This window comes from Lactobacillus iners DSM 13335, from assembly GCF_000160875.1.
Taxonomy (GTDB): Bacteria; Bacillota; Bacilli; order Lactobacillales; family Lactobacillaceae; genus Lactobacillus; species Lactobacillus iners.
In genome coordinates, this window is the sequence record NZ_GG700805.1 from 254621 (window position 1) to 274161 (window position 19541).

Annotated in this window: 17 protein-coding genes; 14 read left to right on the forward strand and 3 right to left on the reverse strand. The window is 33.5% G+C overall.

What is annotated here, in order from left to right:
* Positions 1-9: 9 nt before the first annotated feature.
* Entirely contained in the window at positions 10-1338 is a 1329-nt protein-coding gene (locus HMPREF0520_RS03315; RefSeq protein WP_006729502.1) for an SLC45 family MFS transporter, read from the reverse strand.
* A gap of 313 nt (positions 1339-1651) precedes the next feature.
* On the opposite strand from HMPREF0520_RS03315, the gene HMPREF0520_RS03320 reads away from it, so the two are divergent.
* The 5 genes from HMPREF0520_RS03320 (at position 1652) to alr (ending at position 6498) form a co-directional block, all read left to right on the forward strand.
* Positions 1652-1903 (forward strand): type B 50S ribosomal protein L31, encoded by a 252-nt coding sequence (locus HMPREF0520_RS03320; protein ID WP_006731191.1) that lies wholly within the window; start codon positions 1652-1654, stop codon positions 1901-1903.
* A 138-nt stretch (positions 1904-2041) separates the two neighbouring features.
* Positions 2042-3409, forward strand: a complete 1368-nt coding sequence (locus HMPREF0520_RS03325) for a UDP-N-acetylmuramoyl-tripeptide--D-alanyl-D-alanine ligase (RefSeq protein ID WP_006729505.1) — start codon at positions 2042-2044, stop codon at positions 3407-3409.
* Between the two features lie 15 nt (positions 3410-3424).
* A complete protein-coding gene (cshA, locus tag HMPREF0520_RS03330) occupies positions 3425-4888 on the forward strand; it encodes a degradosome RNA helicase CshA (RefSeq protein WP_006729506.1) in 1464 nt (487 codons plus the stop codon).
* Positions 4889-5010: 122 nt separating this feature from the next.
* Positions 5011-5367, forward strand: a complete 357-nt coding sequence (gene acpS, locus HMPREF0520_RS03335; RefSeq protein ID WP_006731180.1) for a holo-ACP synthase — start codon at positions 5011-5013, stop codon at positions 5365-5367.
* A 3-nt stretch (positions 5368-5370) separates the two neighbouring features.
* On the forward strand, positions 5371-6498 hold the full coding sequence (alr, locus tag HMPREF0520_RS03340; protein WP_006729508.1) for an alanine racemase: 1128 nt from the start codon (positions 5371-5373) through the stop codon (positions 6496-6498).
* A 77-nt stretch (positions 6499-6575) separates the two neighbouring features.
* Here the strand turns inward: alr and cbpA are convergent, their stop codons facing one another.
* Positions 6576-7259, reverse strand: a complete 684-nt coding sequence (gene cbpA, locus HMPREF0520_RS03345) for a cyclic di-AMP binding protein CbpA (protein WP_006729509.1) — start codon at positions 7257-7259, stop codon at positions 6576-6578.
* A gap of 139 nt (positions 7260-7398) precedes the next feature.
* Positions 7399-8370, reverse strand: coding sequence for an L-lactate dehydrogenase (locus HMPREF0520_RS03350; RefSeq protein WP_006729510.1), 972 nt, complete (start codon positions 8368-8370; stop codon positions 7399-7401).
* A gap of 138 nt (positions 8371-8508) precedes the next feature.
* Here HMPREF0520_RS03350 and pth point away from each other — a divergent pair, with 138 nt between their 5' ends.
* From pth to lysS, 9 genes are all read left to right on the forward strand, one after another.
* The gene (gene pth / locus HMPREF0520_RS03355) at positions 8509-9066 is read left to right on the forward strand and encodes an aminoacyl-tRNA hydrolase (protein ID WP_006729511.1); all 558 of its coding nucleotides are present in this window, start codon (positions 8509-8511) and stop codon (positions 9064-9066) included.
* Between the two features lie 20 nt (positions 9067-9086).
* Positions 9087-12419: a transcription-repair coupling factor gene (gene mfd, locus HMPREF0520_RS03360; RefSeq protein ID WP_006729512.1), complete on the forward strand. Its 3333-nt coding sequence runs from the start codon at positions 9087-9089 to the stop codon at positions 12417-12419.
* A 13-nt stretch (positions 12420-12432) separates the two neighbouring features.
* Positions 12433-12675 (forward strand): RNA-binding S4 domain-containing protein, encoded by a 243-nt coding sequence (locus HMPREF0520_RS03365; protein ID WP_006729513.1) that lies wholly within the window; start codon positions 12433-12435, stop codon positions 12673-12675.
* Between the two features lie 82 nt (positions 12676-12757).
* Positions 12758-13132, forward strand: coding sequence for an FtsB family cell division protein (locus HMPREF0520_RS03370; RefSeq protein WP_006729514.1), 375 nt, complete (start codon positions 12758-12760; stop codon positions 13130-13132).
* Positions 13132-13470 carry a S1 RNA-binding domain protein gene (locus HMPREF0520_RS03375; protein WP_006729515.1) on the forward strand — a complete coding sequence of 113 codons (339 nt, stop codon included), beginning with the start codon at positions 13132-13134 and terminating at the stop codon, positions 13468-13470. Before HMPREF0520_RS03370 ends, HMPREF0520_RS03375 begins: the two co-directional genes overlap by 1 nt.
* 30 nt (positions 13471-13500) lie before the next feature.
* On the forward strand, positions 13501-14793 hold the full coding sequence (gene tilS / locus HMPREF0520_RS03380; protein ID WP_006729516.1) for a tRNA lysidine(34) synthetase TilS: 1293 nt from the start codon (positions 13501-13503) through the stop codon (positions 14791-14793).
* A gap of 83 nt (positions 14794-14876) precedes the next feature.
* Positions 14877-16922, forward strand: a complete 2046-nt coding sequence (gene ftsH, locus HMPREF0520_RS03385; protein ID WP_006729517.1) for an ATP-dependent zinc metalloprotease FtsH — start codon at positions 14877-14879, stop codon at positions 16920-16922.
* 79 nt (positions 16923-17001) lie between these two features.
* Positions 17002-17997, forward strand: a complete 996-nt coding sequence (gene dusB / locus HMPREF0520_RS03390) for a tRNA dihydrouridine synthase DusB (RefSeq protein ID WP_006729518.1) — start codon at positions 17002-17004, stop codon at positions 17995-17997.
* Between the two features lie 17 nt (positions 17998-18014).
* Positions 18015-19526, forward strand: coding sequence for a lysine--tRNA ligase (lysS, locus tag HMPREF0520_RS03395; protein WP_006729519.1), 1512 nt, complete (start codon positions 18015-18017; stop codon positions 19524-19526).
* Positions 19527-19541 lie beyond the last annotated feature (15 nt).

Below are 19541 nucleotides of genomic sequence, written 5' to 3' on the forward strand. Positions count from 1 at the left end.
CGACTTTTTCTATTTCTTTTCACCATATGTTTCTTTAATGATTAAGACAGATGCAGCACCAATTAATGATACAATACCTGATATCATAATCATGTTCGGCATATATTTGTTTAATAATGGATATAAAACAAAGGAAGCAACTGAAGCTACCACTTGTGGTAAACATATCCATGAATTAAATAATCCCATATATACGCCGATATTTGAACCACTTAAGGCATTCGTTAAGATAGTGAATGGAATGGCGTTGATAGTTACCCAGACAATTCCAATACATATGAAGGCGATGATTGATCCTAATTTAGTATGAGCATTAGCTAAGACAAAATAACCAAGAGCTCCGACAATTAATCCTAAAATATACATTGGTTTACGAGTTTTATCATTGATTTTTACTAAGACAAATCCCCATAAGATAGCGATAATTGTTTGGATACCTAATAAAATTCCATACCAATTTCCAGCAAGTTGGAAGGCTTCACTCTTAGCATTAGCTGTATGCCAAATATTTTGAGCAATAGTTCCAGGACCATAAGTCCACAAATATTGAAAGCTGACCCAAGAACAGAATTGCACAATTCCTAATGTCCAAAAAACTTTTGGTGCCCTTTTTAAAATATTAATTAATCCATGAACTTCAGATTTTTTATTAGCAAGTTTATGATATTGGGCATAAGTTATAGGATCATATTCATGTACATTGCAAATAGTAAAAATAGAAGTAACTATTAAAATCAAGGCTCCGATGTAGAAAGATAATATTACAGAATCAGGTACGATTCCTTTCGAAGCAGTGTTTTTGATTCCGATGATAGTTAAGATAGTTGGTAATATAGTTGCAAAGACGCCACCAATGTTACTCCATATTGTTTGCCAGGACCAAGCGGTGTCTTTTTGTGCGATATTAACCATGTCCGAAATCATCATTTTAAATGGTTGCATGGACATATTTGATGATAAATCCATAAATAAAATTGCAATAGCACCAAACCATAAAGCTGCTGATGTAGATAAACCTAATGAACCTGCATTTGGTAAAAGGCACATAACAATTACTGCTACAATAGTTCCTAACATTAAATAAGGTAGGCGTCTACCTAATCGTGGTATCCAAGTTCTATCTGAATAGTATCCAACAAGAGGTTGAACTATCATACCTGCAAGTGGCGGTAAAATGAAGAAAAATCCTAATCTGGTGGGATCAGCTCCTAGGGTTTGAAAAATTCTTGCCATATTAGCACTTTGTAGCTGAAATGCCATACTGGTACCTAAATTACCTAATGTCATCATCATTAAAGTTGATAATGCCAAAGTAGGTAATTTTTTTGTTTTTTCCATAGTAGTATTCACCTTTAAATTGAAAATTAGATAATGCAAGGAAAAATTTTGCCATTTTTTCAAAAGAGAAAGCGTTTCCTTGCTAATAGATGGTATTATACACTATATCAATATACGATTCAAGTTGGAATAGTGGGCGTGCCTCTATATGATAGCGTTTTCAAATAGTATTTAGTAGATATTTATTTGAAAAATCAGAATAATTTGGAGCAAAAATTATTTTATCTTGAATTAGTTAGTTACTGATGATATAATTTATTAGTCATGTTAATCTATGGTCTGAGAAATGGCTATGGCAAAGGAGATAATAATTATGAAACAAGGTATACATCCAGATTATCAAGAAGTAGTTTTCATGGATTCATCAACTGGTGCAAAATTTGTAGCAGGTTCTACTTTGAAACCAAAAGAAACTATCGAATTTGAAGGTAAAACTTATCCATTAGTTCGTGTTGAAATTTCTTCAGATTCCCACCCATTCTACACAGGTAAACAAAAGTTTGCTCAAGCAGATGGTCGTATCGAAAAATTCAACAAGAAGTATGGTATTTCTTCAAAGAATTAATCACGACAAGATTCTTTGTAAAAGAGCAGCCCTATGTTGGTTGCTCTTTTTTAACTTTATAAGTGATATAATTTATTATGTGTTTATAAACACTGATTAGTTTAAATACTAATTAAGGTTAGGAGTAAATTTTTTATTATGAAAATGCAACTTTCAGAAATCGCTAATGCAATCGGTTGCGATTTGTCTATGAATGAAAGTACGATTGTATCGTCTGTAGTGTTTGATTCACGAAAAGCAGTCGCAGATTCATTATTTGTTCCCTTGGTTGGCGAACGTGATGGTCATGATTATGTTGCTAATGCAGTTGCTAATGGTGCTGTAGCTGCATTATGGCAAAAAGATCATGCTAATAGACCTGAGAATATTCCTGTACTTGTGGTTGATGATACATTATTAGCGTTGCAAAAATTAGCAAAATATTATTTGCAAAAAGTTAATCCAACGGTGGTTGGGATTACAGGATCCAATGGTAAAACTACTACTAAGGATATGGTGGCTGCGGTTTTATCGAAAAGATTTAATGTGCATAAAACACAAGCCAATTTTAATAATGAAATCGGCGTACCAATAACGATTCTAGAAATGAAACCTACAACTGAAATTTTAGTTTTGGAAATGGGTATGGATCGTGCAGGTCAATTGCATCATTTGAGTGAGATCGTTTGTCCAGATGTTTGTGTAATTACGATGATTGGTGAAGCACACATTGAGTTTTTTGGTACAAGAGATAAAATTGCTGATGCGAAAATGGAAATCACTGATTTCTTAAAAGAAGATGGAAAGTTTATCTTTAATGGTGATGAGCCTTTATTGCAAGCACGTGCTCAAAAATTGAATCAATTACAGGCCACTTTTGGTTTTAACTCAACTGATACAATTTATGCAACTAATTTTAATTCATATATGCACCATGCTTCATTTACCATTAATGATTCTAAAGTTAAATTTACTATACCAATGATTGGTAAACACAATGTGTCAAATGCGTTGGCAGCTATTTTGGTAGGTAGAACGTTTGGCGTGCCTGATGTAGAAATAGCACAGGCATTAGCTAATTTTGTACCAACAGCTAATAGAATGCAGTGGGAAAAAGGCGATTTAGGTGAAGCAATTATGAGTGATGTTTATAATTCTAACCCTACTGCTGCTAAAGCTGTGTTAACATCATTTAGTCAAGTTGATGTAGATGCATTTGGTCGTCGGATTGCTGTTTTAGGCGATATGTTAGAATTGGGTGCAGCTTCACATCAGTTGCATGCTAGTTTAGCCGAGGTTTTGACTCCTCAATTAATAGATGAGCTTTATCTATATGGTCCGGAAATGAAATATTTATTCGAGGCGCTGTCTGGAAAATATGAAAGCTCAGCTTTGCATTACTATGAAAAAGATCATATGGACAGAATGATTAATGATCTTAGAGAAGATATAAAGCCACATGATATTGTTATGCTTAAGGGCTCTCATGGAATGCATCTTGAAAAAGTGTTAGAGCGCCTTCTGTAGGAAGGAAATAGATATTTGAAATTTTCAGAATTAAATTTAAAGCCAGAATTATTGAAAGCAATTAAGCGTGCGGGGTTTGAAGAGGCAACGCCAATCCAGGAAAAAACGATTCCTTTGGTTCTAAGTGGCAAGGATGTCATAGGACAAGCCCAAACAGGAACAGGTAAGACAGCTGCTTTTGGTTTACCAATTTTACAAACTTTAGATAAAAAGCAGGAAGGTATTCAAGCCTTAATTATTGAGCCTACACGTGAGCTTGCTATTCAAACACAAGAAGAATTATTTAGATTAGGTAGAGATGAAAATGCACATGTGCAAGTAGTTTATGGTGGTGCAGATATTCGACGTCAAATTCGATCATTAAAGCAGGTTCCTAATATTTTGGTAGGTACTCCTGGTAGATTACTTGATCATTTAAAGCGACGTACAATTAATCTTTCTCATTTGAAGCATGTTATTTTAGATGAAGCTGATGAAATGTTAGATATGGGCTTTATCCAAGATATTGAAAGTATTTTGACTTTTGCTTCTAATGATCATCAAACTTTATTATTTTCAGCTACTATGCCTAAACCAATTTTACAAATTGGTGAAAAATTTATGCATGATCCGCAAATTGTCCAGATTAAATCTAAAGAGTTAACTGCAAATTTGATTGATCAATATTTTGTTCGTCTAAAAGAAAATGAAAAATTTGATATTTTATGTAGATTGATAGATGTCCAAGATCCAGAATTATCCGTTGTTTTTGGTAGAACCAAACGACGTGTTGACGAACTGACTAGAGGATTTCAGGCACGTGGTTATGATGCTGCAGGAATACATGGTGATTTAACCCAAACTAAGCGAATGAGTGTTTTGAAACGCTTTAAGCAAGGTAAATTGGATATATTAGTAGCTACTGATGTGGCAGCTCGTGGTCTTGATATCTCAGGGGTTAGTCATGTTTATAATTATGATATTCCTCAAGATCCTGATTCATACGTTCATCGAATTGGAAGAACGGGTAGAGCAGGTAAGAATGGTATGTCAATTACTTTTGTTACTCCTAATGAAATTGGCTATATGAAGACAATTGAAAGATTAACACGTAAGAAAATGACACCTCTAAGACCACCATCTGATAAAGAAGCTTTTGATGGTCAATTAAGCATTGCAAACAAAAAAATTCAAGAATTATTAGATAGTGATTTAACTAAGTATACTAAAGAAGCTGAAAAATTATTAGAAAATAATTCTGCTCTAGATTTAGTTGCCGCATTATTAAAAGATATGGCTAAGGATGCTGAGCAAGTAAAAGTAGAAATAACTCCGGAAAAACCGTTGCCTTTCAAAAATAGAAGAGGAAACACACAAAACTTTAAACGAAGATATCGTTCAGATGATCGTGATCGAAATATTAAGCGTCATCGCAAACCAAATGCTCAAACAAGAGAGCGGAATATTAAACATAATTTTGTAATTAAGAAAAAAGATTAAAATAAAAAACAGTGTCGGAGTACTAATTTTAAGTGCAGGATGCTGCTTTTTTTATAAATAATATGTCATGATATAATATTTATTATTGCTATTTTATTATGATGATATGAAAGGAAATGCTTGTGTTACGTGGCGTTGGTATTGATATTGTTGATTTAGACAGAATTCGTGAGCAAATAAAAAAAGGCGATTTATTTGCTAAAAGAGTGCTAACTTCTAAAGAATTTGAACAATATCAAAAATATCAGGAAAATAGGCAAGTAGAGTATTTAGCTGGCAGATTCTCCTGTAAAGAGTCTTTTTCAAAGGCTATGGGAGTAGGACTAGGTACTATTGTTAAATTTAAAGAAGTAGAGATTATTGATAATGATTTAGGACAGCCAGAGATGACAGCTAAAAGTTATCATGGTAGGATTTTTGTAAGTATTTCGCATGAGAAAAGATATTTAGTCACGCAGGTAGTGTTGGAGGATATTTAAGAAATGATCTCAGGAATTCATAGACCGACCAAAATATTGGTTGATCTAGCAGCAATTAAAAGTAATGTCGAAAATGAAATAAAAAATTTGAAATCAGGGCAAAAGTTGTGGGCAGTTGTCAAGGCTAATGGGTATGGACATGGTAGTGTTGTCATTTCTAAGACAGCTATTGCTGCGGGTGCTCAAGGACTATGTGTTGCTATTTTAGATGAAGCTATTGAATTACGTAAAGCTGGAATTAAGGTACCTATTTTAGTATTAGGTATTACTTTACCTAAATTTGCATCATTAGCAGCTGAGAATGACATTTCTTTAACTGTTGGTGATTTAGATTGGTTAAAACAAACTAGCACTTTTTTATCTGGGACTAAATTAAAAATTCATTTGGCAATTGATTCTGGGATGGGGAGAATAGGTTTTAATGAAGATGATGCATTTTTAAAGGCTAATGATTATTTATTGTCTCATCCTGAATATGATGTTGAAGGAATGTTTACCCATTTTTCTACAGCAGATTGTCATGATTTAGAGTATTTTGATAGTCAAGTTAAAAAATTTGACCACTTTAAAAAAATGTTAAGAATAAAGCCAAAGTATATTCATTGTGATAATAGTGCAGCTTCTCTTTTTAATCGCCAAGTGGATAGTGATTTAGTACGCTATGGGATCGCCATGTACGGCTTAAATCCATCTTCAGCACCTCATGGCATTGAGATTCAACCTAAATTTACTTTGCAACCAGCTCTTTGTTTTGTTAGTGAATTAGTATTTGTAAAACAAATTCATGCTAATAATGCGGTGGGTTATGGTGCAACTTTTAAAGCTGATACTGATGAATGGATTGGCACAGTTCCAGTAGGATATGCTGATGGTTGGCAACGCTCAATGCAAGGATTTAAAGTTAAAGTTGGGGATGTATATTGTCCCATTGTCGGTCGTGTATGTATGGATCAATTTATGGTTTTGCTACCAGAAAAAATGCCGGTAGGTACTCCAGTTGAATTGATTTCCGCTGATGCAAAAGCTCCAAATAATATCAAAGCAGTAGCAGATTATGCTAATACAATTCATTATGAAATTGCTTGCTTGTTAAGTGACCGTGTACCACGTGAATATCTCAATAAATTTTAGAAATTTAATCAAAAAGATAATAGCCAAAGTAAAAAGGTTATCAGCGTTAAAACTGATAACCTTTTTTGGATATATAATTATTTATTCAAATATTGACCAGGTTTTTCATCAGATCTTAGAATTGTACCCGACTGCAAATCTTCAATTTCAGCTACTACAAAACCCTTTTTTTCTAATTTATCTACAATGGCTTTCATTGTATCATTGGATACGCCTACAGGTAATGTAAATAGATTACGACGAACTAATTCACCTAATTTAACATCCAAGGTTAAGCAACTAGCAATATTAGTATATTTGGAAATTATTTTAGCCATCTTGACTAAATTTCCACGTTCATTATCAGAAAGGACGGTTAAAACAAACGAACTATTTTTAATATTCCAAGCATCTGAGAGCATTCCTAATAATTTGGAGTGAGTTAAAATCCCATAAAAATAATCTTGTTCATCAAGAACAGCAATATATGGTAAGTCCTTAATGTTAAAAAATACTTGAAAAAATGGTGAATTAACCTTAATGGTTTTAGTTGCATTTTTCAAAAGATAAGTTACAGGTAAATTCATGTCGCCACCTTGTGACTTATGGCGATAGATGTGCATTTTATAAATATTCCCTCGAAAAAGTTTACCTGAGTCATCTAAAATAGGGACACAACGATAGCCTGAATCTTCTAAAATTTGTAATGCTTCGGCTAAAGTTGCTTTTTCATTAACGGTTGTTAAATAGTCTTTTTTATAGACTAATGATTTGATTAGCATATTTTTCCTCCATATATCGATAATTTTATAAAATTATATCATAAAATCAGGGCAAAATTAAACATTGATTAATAAAAAGTTCATTTTATCAATCAATGTTCAAAAAAGTGCTAATCTTTTAGATTTAAGCTATATTAAATTATTGACGAACCTTAACGCCAGTTTCTTTGAAGGCACGATCCATAACTTCCTTCAATTGTTTTGCGGAAGCTTCCATTCTCTTTTGTTCGTCTTCATTCAAAGGCATTTCAATAACTTGTTCAAGACCTTTGCGACCAACAACTGCAGGAGTACCAATGTGAAGGTCATGTAAACCATATTCACCATTCATTGATACTGATAATGGAAGAACAGCATGTTCATCGTTCAAAATAGCTTTAGTAATTCTTGCAAGTGCAGTACCGATTCCATAGAAAGTTGCACCCTTCAAGTTAATGATAGTGTAAGCAGCATCAGCAACTGTCTTGTGAATTTCTTCAAGCTTGTTCTCACCAACTTCTGGATGTGCTTTAACCCAATCTGATACTTTAACACCAGCAACGTTGTTGTAGCTCCATACAGGGAATTCAGTATCACCGTGTTCACCAAGCATGTATGCATTAACTGAACGAGGGTCAACATGTTCCAATTCAGCAATAGCTCTTTGAAGACGACCAGAGTCAAGAGATGTACCTGAACCGATAACACGATCTTTTGGAAATCCTGAAATCTTCCAAGTTGCATGAGTTAAAATGTCAACAGGGTTGGCAGCAACTAAGAAAATACCCTTAAATCCTGATTCAACAATTGGTTCAACAATTGCACTCAAGATCTTTAAGTTCTTGTTAACTAAGTCAAGACGAGTTTCACCTGGTTTTTGTGGAGCACCAGCAGAGATAACTACTAAGTCAGCATCCTTAGCGTCTGAATATTCAGCAGAGTAAATATTCTTTGGAGCAATCCAAGGTGTAGCGTCTGATAAGTCGATAGCATCTCCTTTAGTTCTATCTTTAACAATATCAACAATACCTAATTCTTGTGCAATGCCTTGTTGTACCATAGCAAATGCGTAACTAGATCCTACGGCACCGTCACCAACAAGAATAACTTTATGAATTTTTTCTTCTGTCATGTTTTACAACATCCTTTCTTAATTTTGTTAATCCTTTAACAAATTGATTATACCATTTAAAAGCAAAGTTTTAAAATTTTGTATTATTTTATATGTTATAATCTTGATTTAGTAGATGAGCTATAGGAGATTGATCAAATGAAATTAATTGTGGGATTAGGAAATCCTGGTTTAAAATATCAAAAAACAAAGCATAACACTGGATTTATGGCTATAGATTATTATTTGAAAAAAAATGGTCTTTCCTTTAATAAGGAAAAATTTGAAGGCTTTTGGATAAAAACTAAGATTAAAGGTGAAGATGTTATTTTACTTGAACCTCAAACGTATATGAATGATTCAGGAAAATCGGTCACACAATTAGTTGATTTTTTTAAAATTGATGCACATGATATTTTAGTAATACATGATGATATGGATATGCCAGTAGCTAAAATACGGCTTAGAAAAAGTGGCAAATCAGGTGGACACAATGGAATTAAGAGTATTATTAATTGCTTAAATGATTCAGAATTTAATCGACTAAAAATAGGAATTGATCATCCTACGAAAGAAACAGTTGTTTCATGGGTTTTGACACCATTTTCAAGCGAGGATTGTACTAAAATGGAAGCAACGTTTGCAACTGTAAGTCAGATTATTGATGATTTTATTGACAATAAGAGCATAGAATTTTTGATGAACAAGTATAATTAAGCATAAAAGGTAATGAAGTAATGAAACTTTCTGAGTTAATTGCAGCTGATGCTAACTTGGTAAATTTTATCAAGGCAGTTCCGCAAGCAAAAAATTCGATGTTAACAGGGGTGAATTTTGGAGCCTTTAATCTGATCATCAGAGAGCTTTTACATAGGCTACAACAACCTATTTTGATTGTCGCTAGTGATGAAAATCGAGCACAGCAAATTTATTCGTCTTTGGTAGAACTTTTTGAAGAAAATATGGTTCATTTTTTTCCAGTTGAACCATTATTAGAAACGCAGGCTGCTGTATCGTCATTGGACGAATTAAGTCAAAGATTAGATGCTATGTCTTTTTTGCTGACGAAACAAAAGGGAATAGTTATTTCTACTCCACAGGCTTTGCAATATCCATTACCTGCTGCTATTAAATTTAAAGCGAATAGTTTAACCTTAAAAGTAAATCAAGTTTGTAACTTATCAAAAATTTGTGATTTTTTGGTTCGCTGTGGATATAAACGTGATGATTTGGTGGCAAATCCTGGTGAATTTGCACTAAGAGGGGATATTCTAGATATTTATCCAATTAATATTGCATATCCATATCGTATCGAGTTTTTTGATGATGAGATAGATAATATCAGAACTTTTAATTCTGTTAGTCAACGTACTAAAGACAGTTTAACTGAGGTAGTTATAGAGCCTGCAGATGATCAGTTAGATAAACTTTATCAAAATGAAGATTATACTACAATTTTAGACTATCTAACTGAGTCAGGGATTATTTGTTTTGATGATATTAGAGCAATTAGGCAAAATATTGTTCAAATTGATGCCCGCAATCGTGATTATTTAGCTCATGAGACAAGCACCAATATTAAAAATAGTAGATTAGATTTTACGTCAATTTTTAACCAAATTGTTCAAGCTAAAATTTACAGTTCTTTATTTCAAGTTAGTGTCAATGATTTAAAAATAGATCAATTATTAAATCTACATACTAGAGAACCCCAACAATTCTTCAGTCAGATGTCGCTGATTAAAAATGAATTATCAGTGTATGAATTACAACAACAAACTGTTATTATTCAGGCTGATAATTTAGTGCGAGCCAAGCAAATTAAGAGTACTTTTGCTGATTATGGCATTGATATCACTATTGCTGCTGAAAATAAGTTAATTCCAAATAAAAGGCAGATTATTGTAGATAATTTTAATCAAGGTTTTGTTTTACCTCGAATTAGTTTGGTTTATTTGACTGAACATGACTTGTTTAATCGACAACCGCATATCCATAAAAAAATAAAGAGTTTAGAAAATGCTCAGCAAATTCGCAGTTATCAGGAATTAAATCCTGGTGATTATGTTGTGCATATTAATCATGGTATTGGTATTTTTGAAGGTATAAAGACTTTAGAAAGCAATGGCCAAAAGGGTGACTATATCACAATTACATATCGTAATCATGATCAGTTGTTTGTACCAGCTGATCAATTAGGAGTTGTCCAAAAATATGTAGCATCTGATGGAAAAATACCAAAAATAAATAAGCTTGGTGGTAATGAATGGGCCAAAACTAAATGCCGTGTCCAAGAAAAAATTGAAGATATTGCTGATGAATTGTTGGCAATTTATGCTCATCGAGCAACTGAAAAAGGTTTTGCTTTTTTACCTGATGATGAATTACAGCGTGATTTTGAAGCAGCTTTTCCATATCTAGAAACGCCTGATCAAATCAAAGCTATTAGAGAAATCAAGTTAGATATGCAAAAAGAAAAGCCAATGGATCGTCTATTAGTAGGTGATGTTGGATTTGGTAAGACTGAGGTTGCTTTGCGTGCGGCTTTTAAAGCTATTGATAGTGGAAAACAAGTAGCTTTTTTGGTGCCTACAACAATTCTTGCTGAACAACACTATGCAACTATGCTTGAAAGATTTAAAGATTTTCCTGTTAATGTTGCCATGCTATGTCGCTTTCAAACTGAAAAGGAAGCCGATGAAATAGCTACTAATTTGTCAAATGGAAAAATTGATATAGTAGTGGGTACGCATCGAATTCTATCACGTGATATTAAGTTTAAAAATTTGGGCTTATTAATTATTGATGAAGAACAACGTTTTGGCGTAAAACACAAAGAAAAGCTCAAAAAATTAAAAAATAATATTGATGTATTAACACTAACAGCTACGCCAATTCCTCGTACATTACATATGTCTATGATTGGTGTGCGTGACTTATCTGTGATGGAGACACCACCAGCTAATCGTTATCCGATTCAAACTTATGTAACAGAAGAAACACCAAATATTGTGCGAGAAGCGTGCTTACGTGAATTAGCAAGAAATGGGCAAATTTTTTTCTTACATAATAAAATTCAAGATATTGATCAAAAAGTTGCCTATTTGTCACAATTAATTCCTGAAGCACGAATTGAATATATTCATGGTCGTATGTCTGAAAGGCAGTTAGAAGACATTATGCTGCGATTTACTCAGAAAAAGTTTGATATTCTAGTTACAACTACTATTATTGAAACAGGGGTAGATCTACCTAATGTGAATACTTTATTAGTAGAAAATGCAGATACATATGGATTGAGTCAATTATATCAGCTACGTGGTAGAATTGGTCGAAGTTCTCGCTTGGCGTACGCATATTTTTTATATAAGCGTGACAAAGTTTTAACAGAAGTTAGTGAGAAAAGATTAAATGCTATTCGTGATTTTACGGCATTAGGCTCAGGCTTTAAAATAGCTATGCGTGATTTGTCAATTAGAGGTGCTGGTAATATTTTAGGAAAGCAACAGCATGGTTTTATTGATAGTGTTGGTTATGATTTGTATGCTCAAATGCTTGATCAAACAATTAAGCAAAAACGAGGCGATAAAGTATGTCATAAAACTAATGCTGAAGTTAGAATTAATTTGGAAGCTTATATTCCTACAGAATATATTTCATCTCAGAAACAAAAAATTGAATTTTATAAGAAAATTAAGCATGCAAATGATGTGAAAGCCATTGATGATATTGCTGATGAATTAATTGATCGTTTTGGCACATATCCTAAATCTGTGGAAAATTTGTTGAATATTGCTACAATCAAAGTATTGGCTGATACAGCACAAATATTATCAATTACTAATATTGATAAAAAAATAGATATTGTGTTAGATCAAAAAGCTTCCGAAGAATTAAAAGGGCCAAATATTTTTAGAACGCTGGAACATGTTTGTTTTAGAGCTCGCGTTAGCGTAGATCATGATCGTTTGCATGTTCGTTTGATTTTAGATTCTAAGTCATCGTGGCGTACTATATTCAATGAATTGAAAGTATTTTTGCAAGCAGTAATAGATATTGTACATAAGTAGTAGGAGAAAATTAATGAGAATCGATAAGTTTTTAAAAGTATCACGTTTGATTAAAAGGCGAACTGTTGCTAAAGAGATGGCTGATCAAGAAAGAGTGCTTGTTAATGGTCGTCAAGTTAAGTCCAGTTATAATGTTGCGATTAATGATATAATAGAAATTCAATTTGGAGTAAAAGCTCTAAAAGTAAAAGTTTTAAATATAAAAGAAACTACCAAAAAAGCTGAAGCTTCAGATTTATATGAAGTAGTTGAATGACATTTTTAGAGGGTCATGATATATTTAGTATAGGTTAGAGCTATTGTCAAATTGACGGTGTATTGAGAAAGGCTGAAGTAAAATGAGTAGGATACATCACTATAATTTCTTAAGCCCTGAAGAACAAGAACAGCGTATTATTCGTAAGGCAGAAAAACAAAGAAAAAAAATACATCGCTTGCGTAAAAGAAAAATCGTTATTGGTTTTGGTGTAATTTTTATAATTATATTGTTTCAGTTAATTATGGCACGAATACAAACAAATAAGATAAATAATCAGGTTTATAGTCTCAAAAAGGAATTATACACAAAACAAGCACTTCATAAAAAATTAAAAGCAGAATCATATGACCTCAAAGATTTGGATTATCTATTAAAAGTAATTAGATACAAATATTATTATTCCAAACCAGGTGAGTTTATTTATAATATTCAGGATAAAAAGGATAGCAATTAATGAAATATTTAGTGGGCTTACGTGTTAGTGCCAAAGTCGATCAAGTGATAGCTAGTGGTATTAAAGTTATATTGAATAATGGCAGACGTGGCTTTATTCATTGGCGTGATTTTGGTCCTTTGTGGGATTTGAAGAAAAATAGCTTTACTAAGGGTCAGATCTTAAGATTAGTAATTGTTGCTATTAATGAAAAAGGTGAAATTTTATTGTCCTTGAATCGAGTTAATGAGTCTACATTGGTAGATCCTACTAATCCTTTTAATAAAAGTGATGACTTTGCAGGGACATTGAAATGTTTGTTGAAAGAAGCTGAAGATCTTTTTAATCAATTCAATTGATGATTTTCAAGCAAAAAGCGTATATAAAGTATGAAAAAAATTATTAATTTTTTTAGTAAATATAAATTGTCATTAGCTGGTAAAAAAATAATTTTGGCAATTAGTGCTGGCCCAGATTCCATGGCTTTGCTAGATATGATGCGACAAATAGTTGACGATCCGCAGAGTCAATTAATCATATGTCATGTTGATCATTGCTTAAGAAACGATAGTTATTTAGAAAGTGAAATAATTACTAAATATTGTCAGCAATATAAATTGCAACTTGAAGAGACAAAATGGGATACCCCTCATCCAGCAAATGGATTAGAGGCTGCCGCTAGAGATTTTCGATATGATTTTTTTGCTAAAATTTTACGTAAATATCAAGCTGATTATTTGTTTACTGCTCATCATGGAGATGATTTGGCAGAAAATATCCTTATTAAGTTATTAAGATCAGGCAATGTTCAAGAAATGAATAGCTTGCGGCCAATTAGAAACTGGATTAATAATAGTTTACTTGTTAGACCATTATTATCATTTTCTAAGGAAGAGTTATTAGTCTATGCAAAAAAAAGAAAATTAGCATATATTGTTGATTATACCAATCAAGAAAATGAAACCTTGCGTAATCGCTTACGGCACTTTGTTATGCCCCAATTAAAAAAAGATGCGGTTGATCTGATTAAAAATGCTAATCGTTTTGTACAAACTGAAGAGTCGCTGGAAGATTGGCAAAAGTTACTTTTTGAAAAGATTCGATATCATAAATTGCTCAGTGGTATTATTCAAGTTAATGCAGCAGATTTGTCTGATTTTAATTGTCATCAATTAAGCTTATATTTTAATTGGTTAATTGACAAAGAATGGGGACGTCAGGTTTATTTTGAATCTTTGGATTTATCAGATAATGTTCAAAATACTAAAGATCATTTTACATTAGTTAGATATTTATCTCATTTCTATATTTGCCCAAGTGATATAATACTATTAAAAAATCACCAACAAGAGGTGGTTTTAGATCAATGCTTTTCTTGGTTTAAAACTAAATATATTATCACTTTAAATAAGCTGGATTTACCAGAAGTAGGTTATTTTTATGCCAATAAAACTAGTAAATTTATTGCTAGAAATTTGCAAGCTACTGATCGTTTTAAATTGCCCAATGGCTCTCATGTCAAACCTAAGAAGAAGTTTGCTGAAAAGAAAATTCCCACTTTTATGAGAAATACTTATCTGGCAATTTTAATAAATGATGATATTGTGTTTGTACAAGATATTTTTAAAAATCAAGAATATAATATTAATTATCAACGTTATAATATATATACATTATTTTGATATTTAAGCTTATTTGTAGAGAAAAATTAATATTTATGTTAAAATCGTTGAAGTAATCGTGCAATGTTTATAGGAGGTTATTTATGAAGAATAAAAGAAATAGGTTACTTTCCAATGGCCTTTTCTATATTTTTATCTTTGTGATCCTCTTGAGTGGTATTAACTGGGCACTCGGAGGTTCAGATGGCAATGGTACCACTAAGAATATTCGTTATTCGGATCTGATAAAAGATTTGAAAAACAATAAAATCAAGAGTATTAACATTCAACCAGCAAATGGTGCTTATACTGTTACTGGTACTTATAGAAAGCCTCAAGCTTTAGATAAGCGGGGAGGAACAAGATTTGATTTCTTTAAGAATTCTAATAAACCTGTAGGTGCCACTAAATTTAGTACAACTATGTTGCAAAATGATTCAGTTGTAAAGAAAGTATCAGATTTAGCACAAAAGCATGGCGTTGCCTTTTCTGGACAAGGCGAATCACAATCTGGTAATTGGATTTCAACTGCTGTGATGCTGATTCCTACTTTGATTTTCATCGTTATGTTATGGATGATGATGAGTCAAGGCGGTAAGGGTGGCCGTGGCATGATGAATTTTGGCAAGTCACAGGTTAAACCTAGAGATCCAAGCAAAAACAAGATTCGTTTTTCTGATGTTGCTGGTGAAGAAGAAGAAAAGCAAGAATTAGTAGAGATTGTAGAATTTTTGAAAAATCCAGCAAAATTCACCAAATTAGGTGCCAGAATACCTGCGGGTGTTTTACTTGAGGGGCCTCCGGGAACAGGAAAAACTTTACTTGCTAAAGCTGTAGCAGGAGAAGCAGGAGTTCCATTTTATTCTATTTCTGCTTCTGAGTTTGTTGAAATGTTTGTTGGTGTCGGAGCTTCTCGTGTGCGTGACTTATTTGACAATGCCAAAAAAACAGCACCAAGTATTATTTTTATTGATGAAATTGATGCTGTTGGCCGAAAACGTGGCAATGGTATTGGTGGAGGTCATGATGAACGTGAACAGACATTGAATCAATTGTTAGTAGAAATGGACGGTTTTGAAGGCGATGAAGGCGTAATCGTGATGGCCGCTACTAACCGTTCTGATGTACTTGATCCTGCTTTGTTACGTCCTGGTCGATTTGATCGAAAGGTCTTGGTAGGCTGCCCTGACGTCAAGGGACGTGAGGCCATTTTAAGAGTACATGCTAAGAATAAACCTCTAGCTAATGATGTTGATTTAAAAGAGGTTGCTCGTCAAACTCCAGGTTTTGTGGGAGCTGATTTAGAGAATGTCTTAAATGAAGCTGCTTTGGTTGCTGCACGTCGTGATCGTGATGAAATTACTGCTTCTGACATTGATGAAGCTCAAGATCGTGTAATTGCTGGACCTGCTAAAAAGGATGCTGACATTTCAGAGGCTCAAAGAAAGCGGGTCGCATATCACGAAGCAGGTCATGCTATTGTTGGATTAGTTTTGAGTGATTCTAGAACTGTCCGCAAGGTTACAATTGTACCTCGTGGTCGCATGGGTGGATATAATATTATGCTACCTAAAGAAGATCAAGCTATTTCAACTAAGAAGCAATTAATGGAACAAGTTGCTGGATTGATGGGTGGTCGTGCAGGTGAAGAAATTGTCGTAGGCGATCAATCTACAGGTGCCTCAAATGACTTTGAGCAAGCTACTGCTATTGCACGTGGTATGGTTACTCAGTATGGAATGACTGAAGTTGGTATGAGTCAGTTAGAATCTGCTAATACGCAAGATCAAATGGTAAAACCATATAGTGAATCCACTGCTGAGAAGATTGATTTGGCAATAAAGAATATTTTAGACGAAGGTCACAAGGTGGCTACTGATATTATTAATACTCACCGTGACACACATCGCCTTATTGCTGAGGCATTGCTTAAATATGAAACTTTAAATGAAAAGCAGATTTTGTCATTGTTTAAGACTGGAAAAATGCCAGAAGAAAATGATTATCCAAGCGAAAAAGATGCTTTGAATTATGAAGAAACTAAGGAAGCATTGAAAAGAAAAGAGGATAAGTTTTTGGAGAGTGATTCAGAAGATCAAAAAGGTTCAGATGATGCCGAAGATTCCGAAGATCCAAAAACAAATGATTAATTGTAGATATTATCTGATAAAATGGAGCCTTAACTGGCTCTATTTTTGAGTTTAATATATAATTTTAAAGGTGTAGTAAGTGAGTAAAAGTTGGAAAATTAGGGATGTTGTCATTCCCAATCAAGTAGTAGTAGCACCAATGGCTGGTATATCTAATGCAGCTTTTAGGATGGTTTGCAAACAATTTGGAGCAGGGTTGGTTGTATGTGAGATGATTTCTGATCATGGCATCATCTATCGCAATAAAAAAACTCTCGACATGATGAAAATCGATCCTAATGAGCATCCGATGAGCCTTCAGATTTTTGGCGGTAGTGAAGAGACATTAGTGGAAGCAGCTAGGTATGTTGATGATAATACGCATGCTGATATCATTAATATCAATATGGGTTGTCCAGTTCCTAAAGTAACTAAAACAGATTCTGGTGCAAAATGGTTATTAGATCCTGACAAAATTTATCAAATGGTCAAAGCAGTTGTAAATAATGTTCAAAAACCAGTCACGGTAAAAATGCGTACTGGTTGGGATGAGGATCATATTTATGCAGTTGAAAATGCATTAGCTGCTCAAGAAGCAGGTGCTTGTGCAGTTGCGATGCATGGTAGAACCAGAAAACAATTATATACAGGGCATGCAGATTGGGGAATTTTAAAAGAAGTATCAGATGCTTTAACTATTCCATTTGTTGGCAATGGGGATGTTACTACACCACAATTAGCTAAGAAAATGCTAGACGAAGTGGGTTGTAGTGCTGTCATGGTAGGAAGAGCGGTACTGGGCAATCCGTGGATTTTAAAAGAAATTACCCATTATCTGGATACAGGTGAGTTACTTGCTCCGCAAACTGTAGAAGAACGTGTAATTACTTGTAAAGAACAGTTGCGTAAATTAGTTGAACTTAAAGGTGAAAAAATCGCAGTTCCTGAATTTAGACGACAAGCAGCATATTATTTAAAAGGAATTCCCCGTTCTGCTCGAACTCGTGCTAAAATAAATGATGTTTGGACGCAGCAGGAAGTATATAATTTACTTGATGAATTTGTTGAAAAATTTGAATCTAAGTTAGATAAGTAATTGAAGGAGTTTTAAAATTGGCAAAGAATGAAATGAATGACCAACTTATTGTTCGTCGCAAAAAGATGGATGAATTAAGAGCAATGAATGTTGATCCTTTTGGAGAAAAGTTTGATCGTCAAGATTTAGCTCGTACCTTAAATGAGAAATATATTCAAGAAGATAAAGAAGAATTAAACGATGATATGCCACAAACCCGTGTAGCAGGTCGTATGTTAGCTAAACGTGGTAAAGGTAAGGTTGGATTTGCAGATATTTACGATCGTACAGGCAAAATTCAAATTTATGTTCGCAAAGACATTGTTGGTGAAGAGAATTACCAAATTTTTAAGCAAGCAGATTTAGGTGACTTTTTGGGCATTGATGGTCATGTGATGAAAACCGATACAGGGGAATTAACAATTAGAGCATCACATATCACTTTCTTGTCTAAAGCTTTGCGACCATTACCTGATAAATATCATGGCTTACAAAATGTTGAACAAATATATCGCCAAAGATATTTGGATTTAATTAGTAATCAAGATAGTTACAAGCGTTTCTTGAACAGAACTAAAATTATTCAAGCTATTCGTGATTATTTGAATTCATTAGATTTCTTAGAAGTTGAAACACCAGTTCTCCATAATATTCCGGGTGGTGCAGAAGCACGTCCATTTATTACTCATCATAATGCATTAGACATTAATTTGTATATGCGAATAGCTTTGGAATTACCTTTGAAGCGATTAATTGTAGGTGATATGGAGCGTGTATATGAAATAGGTCGTGTATTTAGAAATGAAGGTTTAGATACACATCACAATCCTGAATTTACGGAGCTAGAAACTTACTGTGCATATTGGGATTTCCATGATGTTATGGATGAAGCAGAAGGTATTATTAGAGCAGCTGCTAAAGTGGTTTCAGAGGATGGTAAGATTAATTATCAAGGAACAGATATTGATTTAGGTAAATCATTCCGTCGTGTACATATGGTTGATTTGATTAAAGAAAAATCTGGTGTTGATTTCTGGCAACCGATGACTGATGATGAAGCTAAGAAAATAGCTGAGGAACATGGAATACAATGTGAAAAATTCTGGAAAGTTGGTCACGTAATTAATGCCTTTTTCGAAGAATTTTGTGAAGGTACTATTGTAGATCCTACGTTCGTTTATGGACATCCTGTTGAAATTTCACCACTTGCTAAGAAGAATAAAAAAGATCCAAGATTTACCGACCGTTTTGAGATTTTCATTTTAGGTAAAGAGTATGGAAACGCCTTTACGGAATTGAATGATCCAATTGACCAACGTCAAAGATTTGAGGCTCAAATGGCTGAACGTGCTGCAGGAAATGATGAAGCTGATATGATAGATGAAGATTATATCAGAGCAATGGAATTTGGTATGCCACCAACAGGCGGATTAGGAATTGGTATTGATCGTTTGGTAATGTTATTGACTAATGCTCCTGCAATCAGGGATGTTTTATTATTCCCAACGATGAGACCAGAACGTTTTGATGATTTAGATAGCGAAGAATAATATTCATAAATAGTT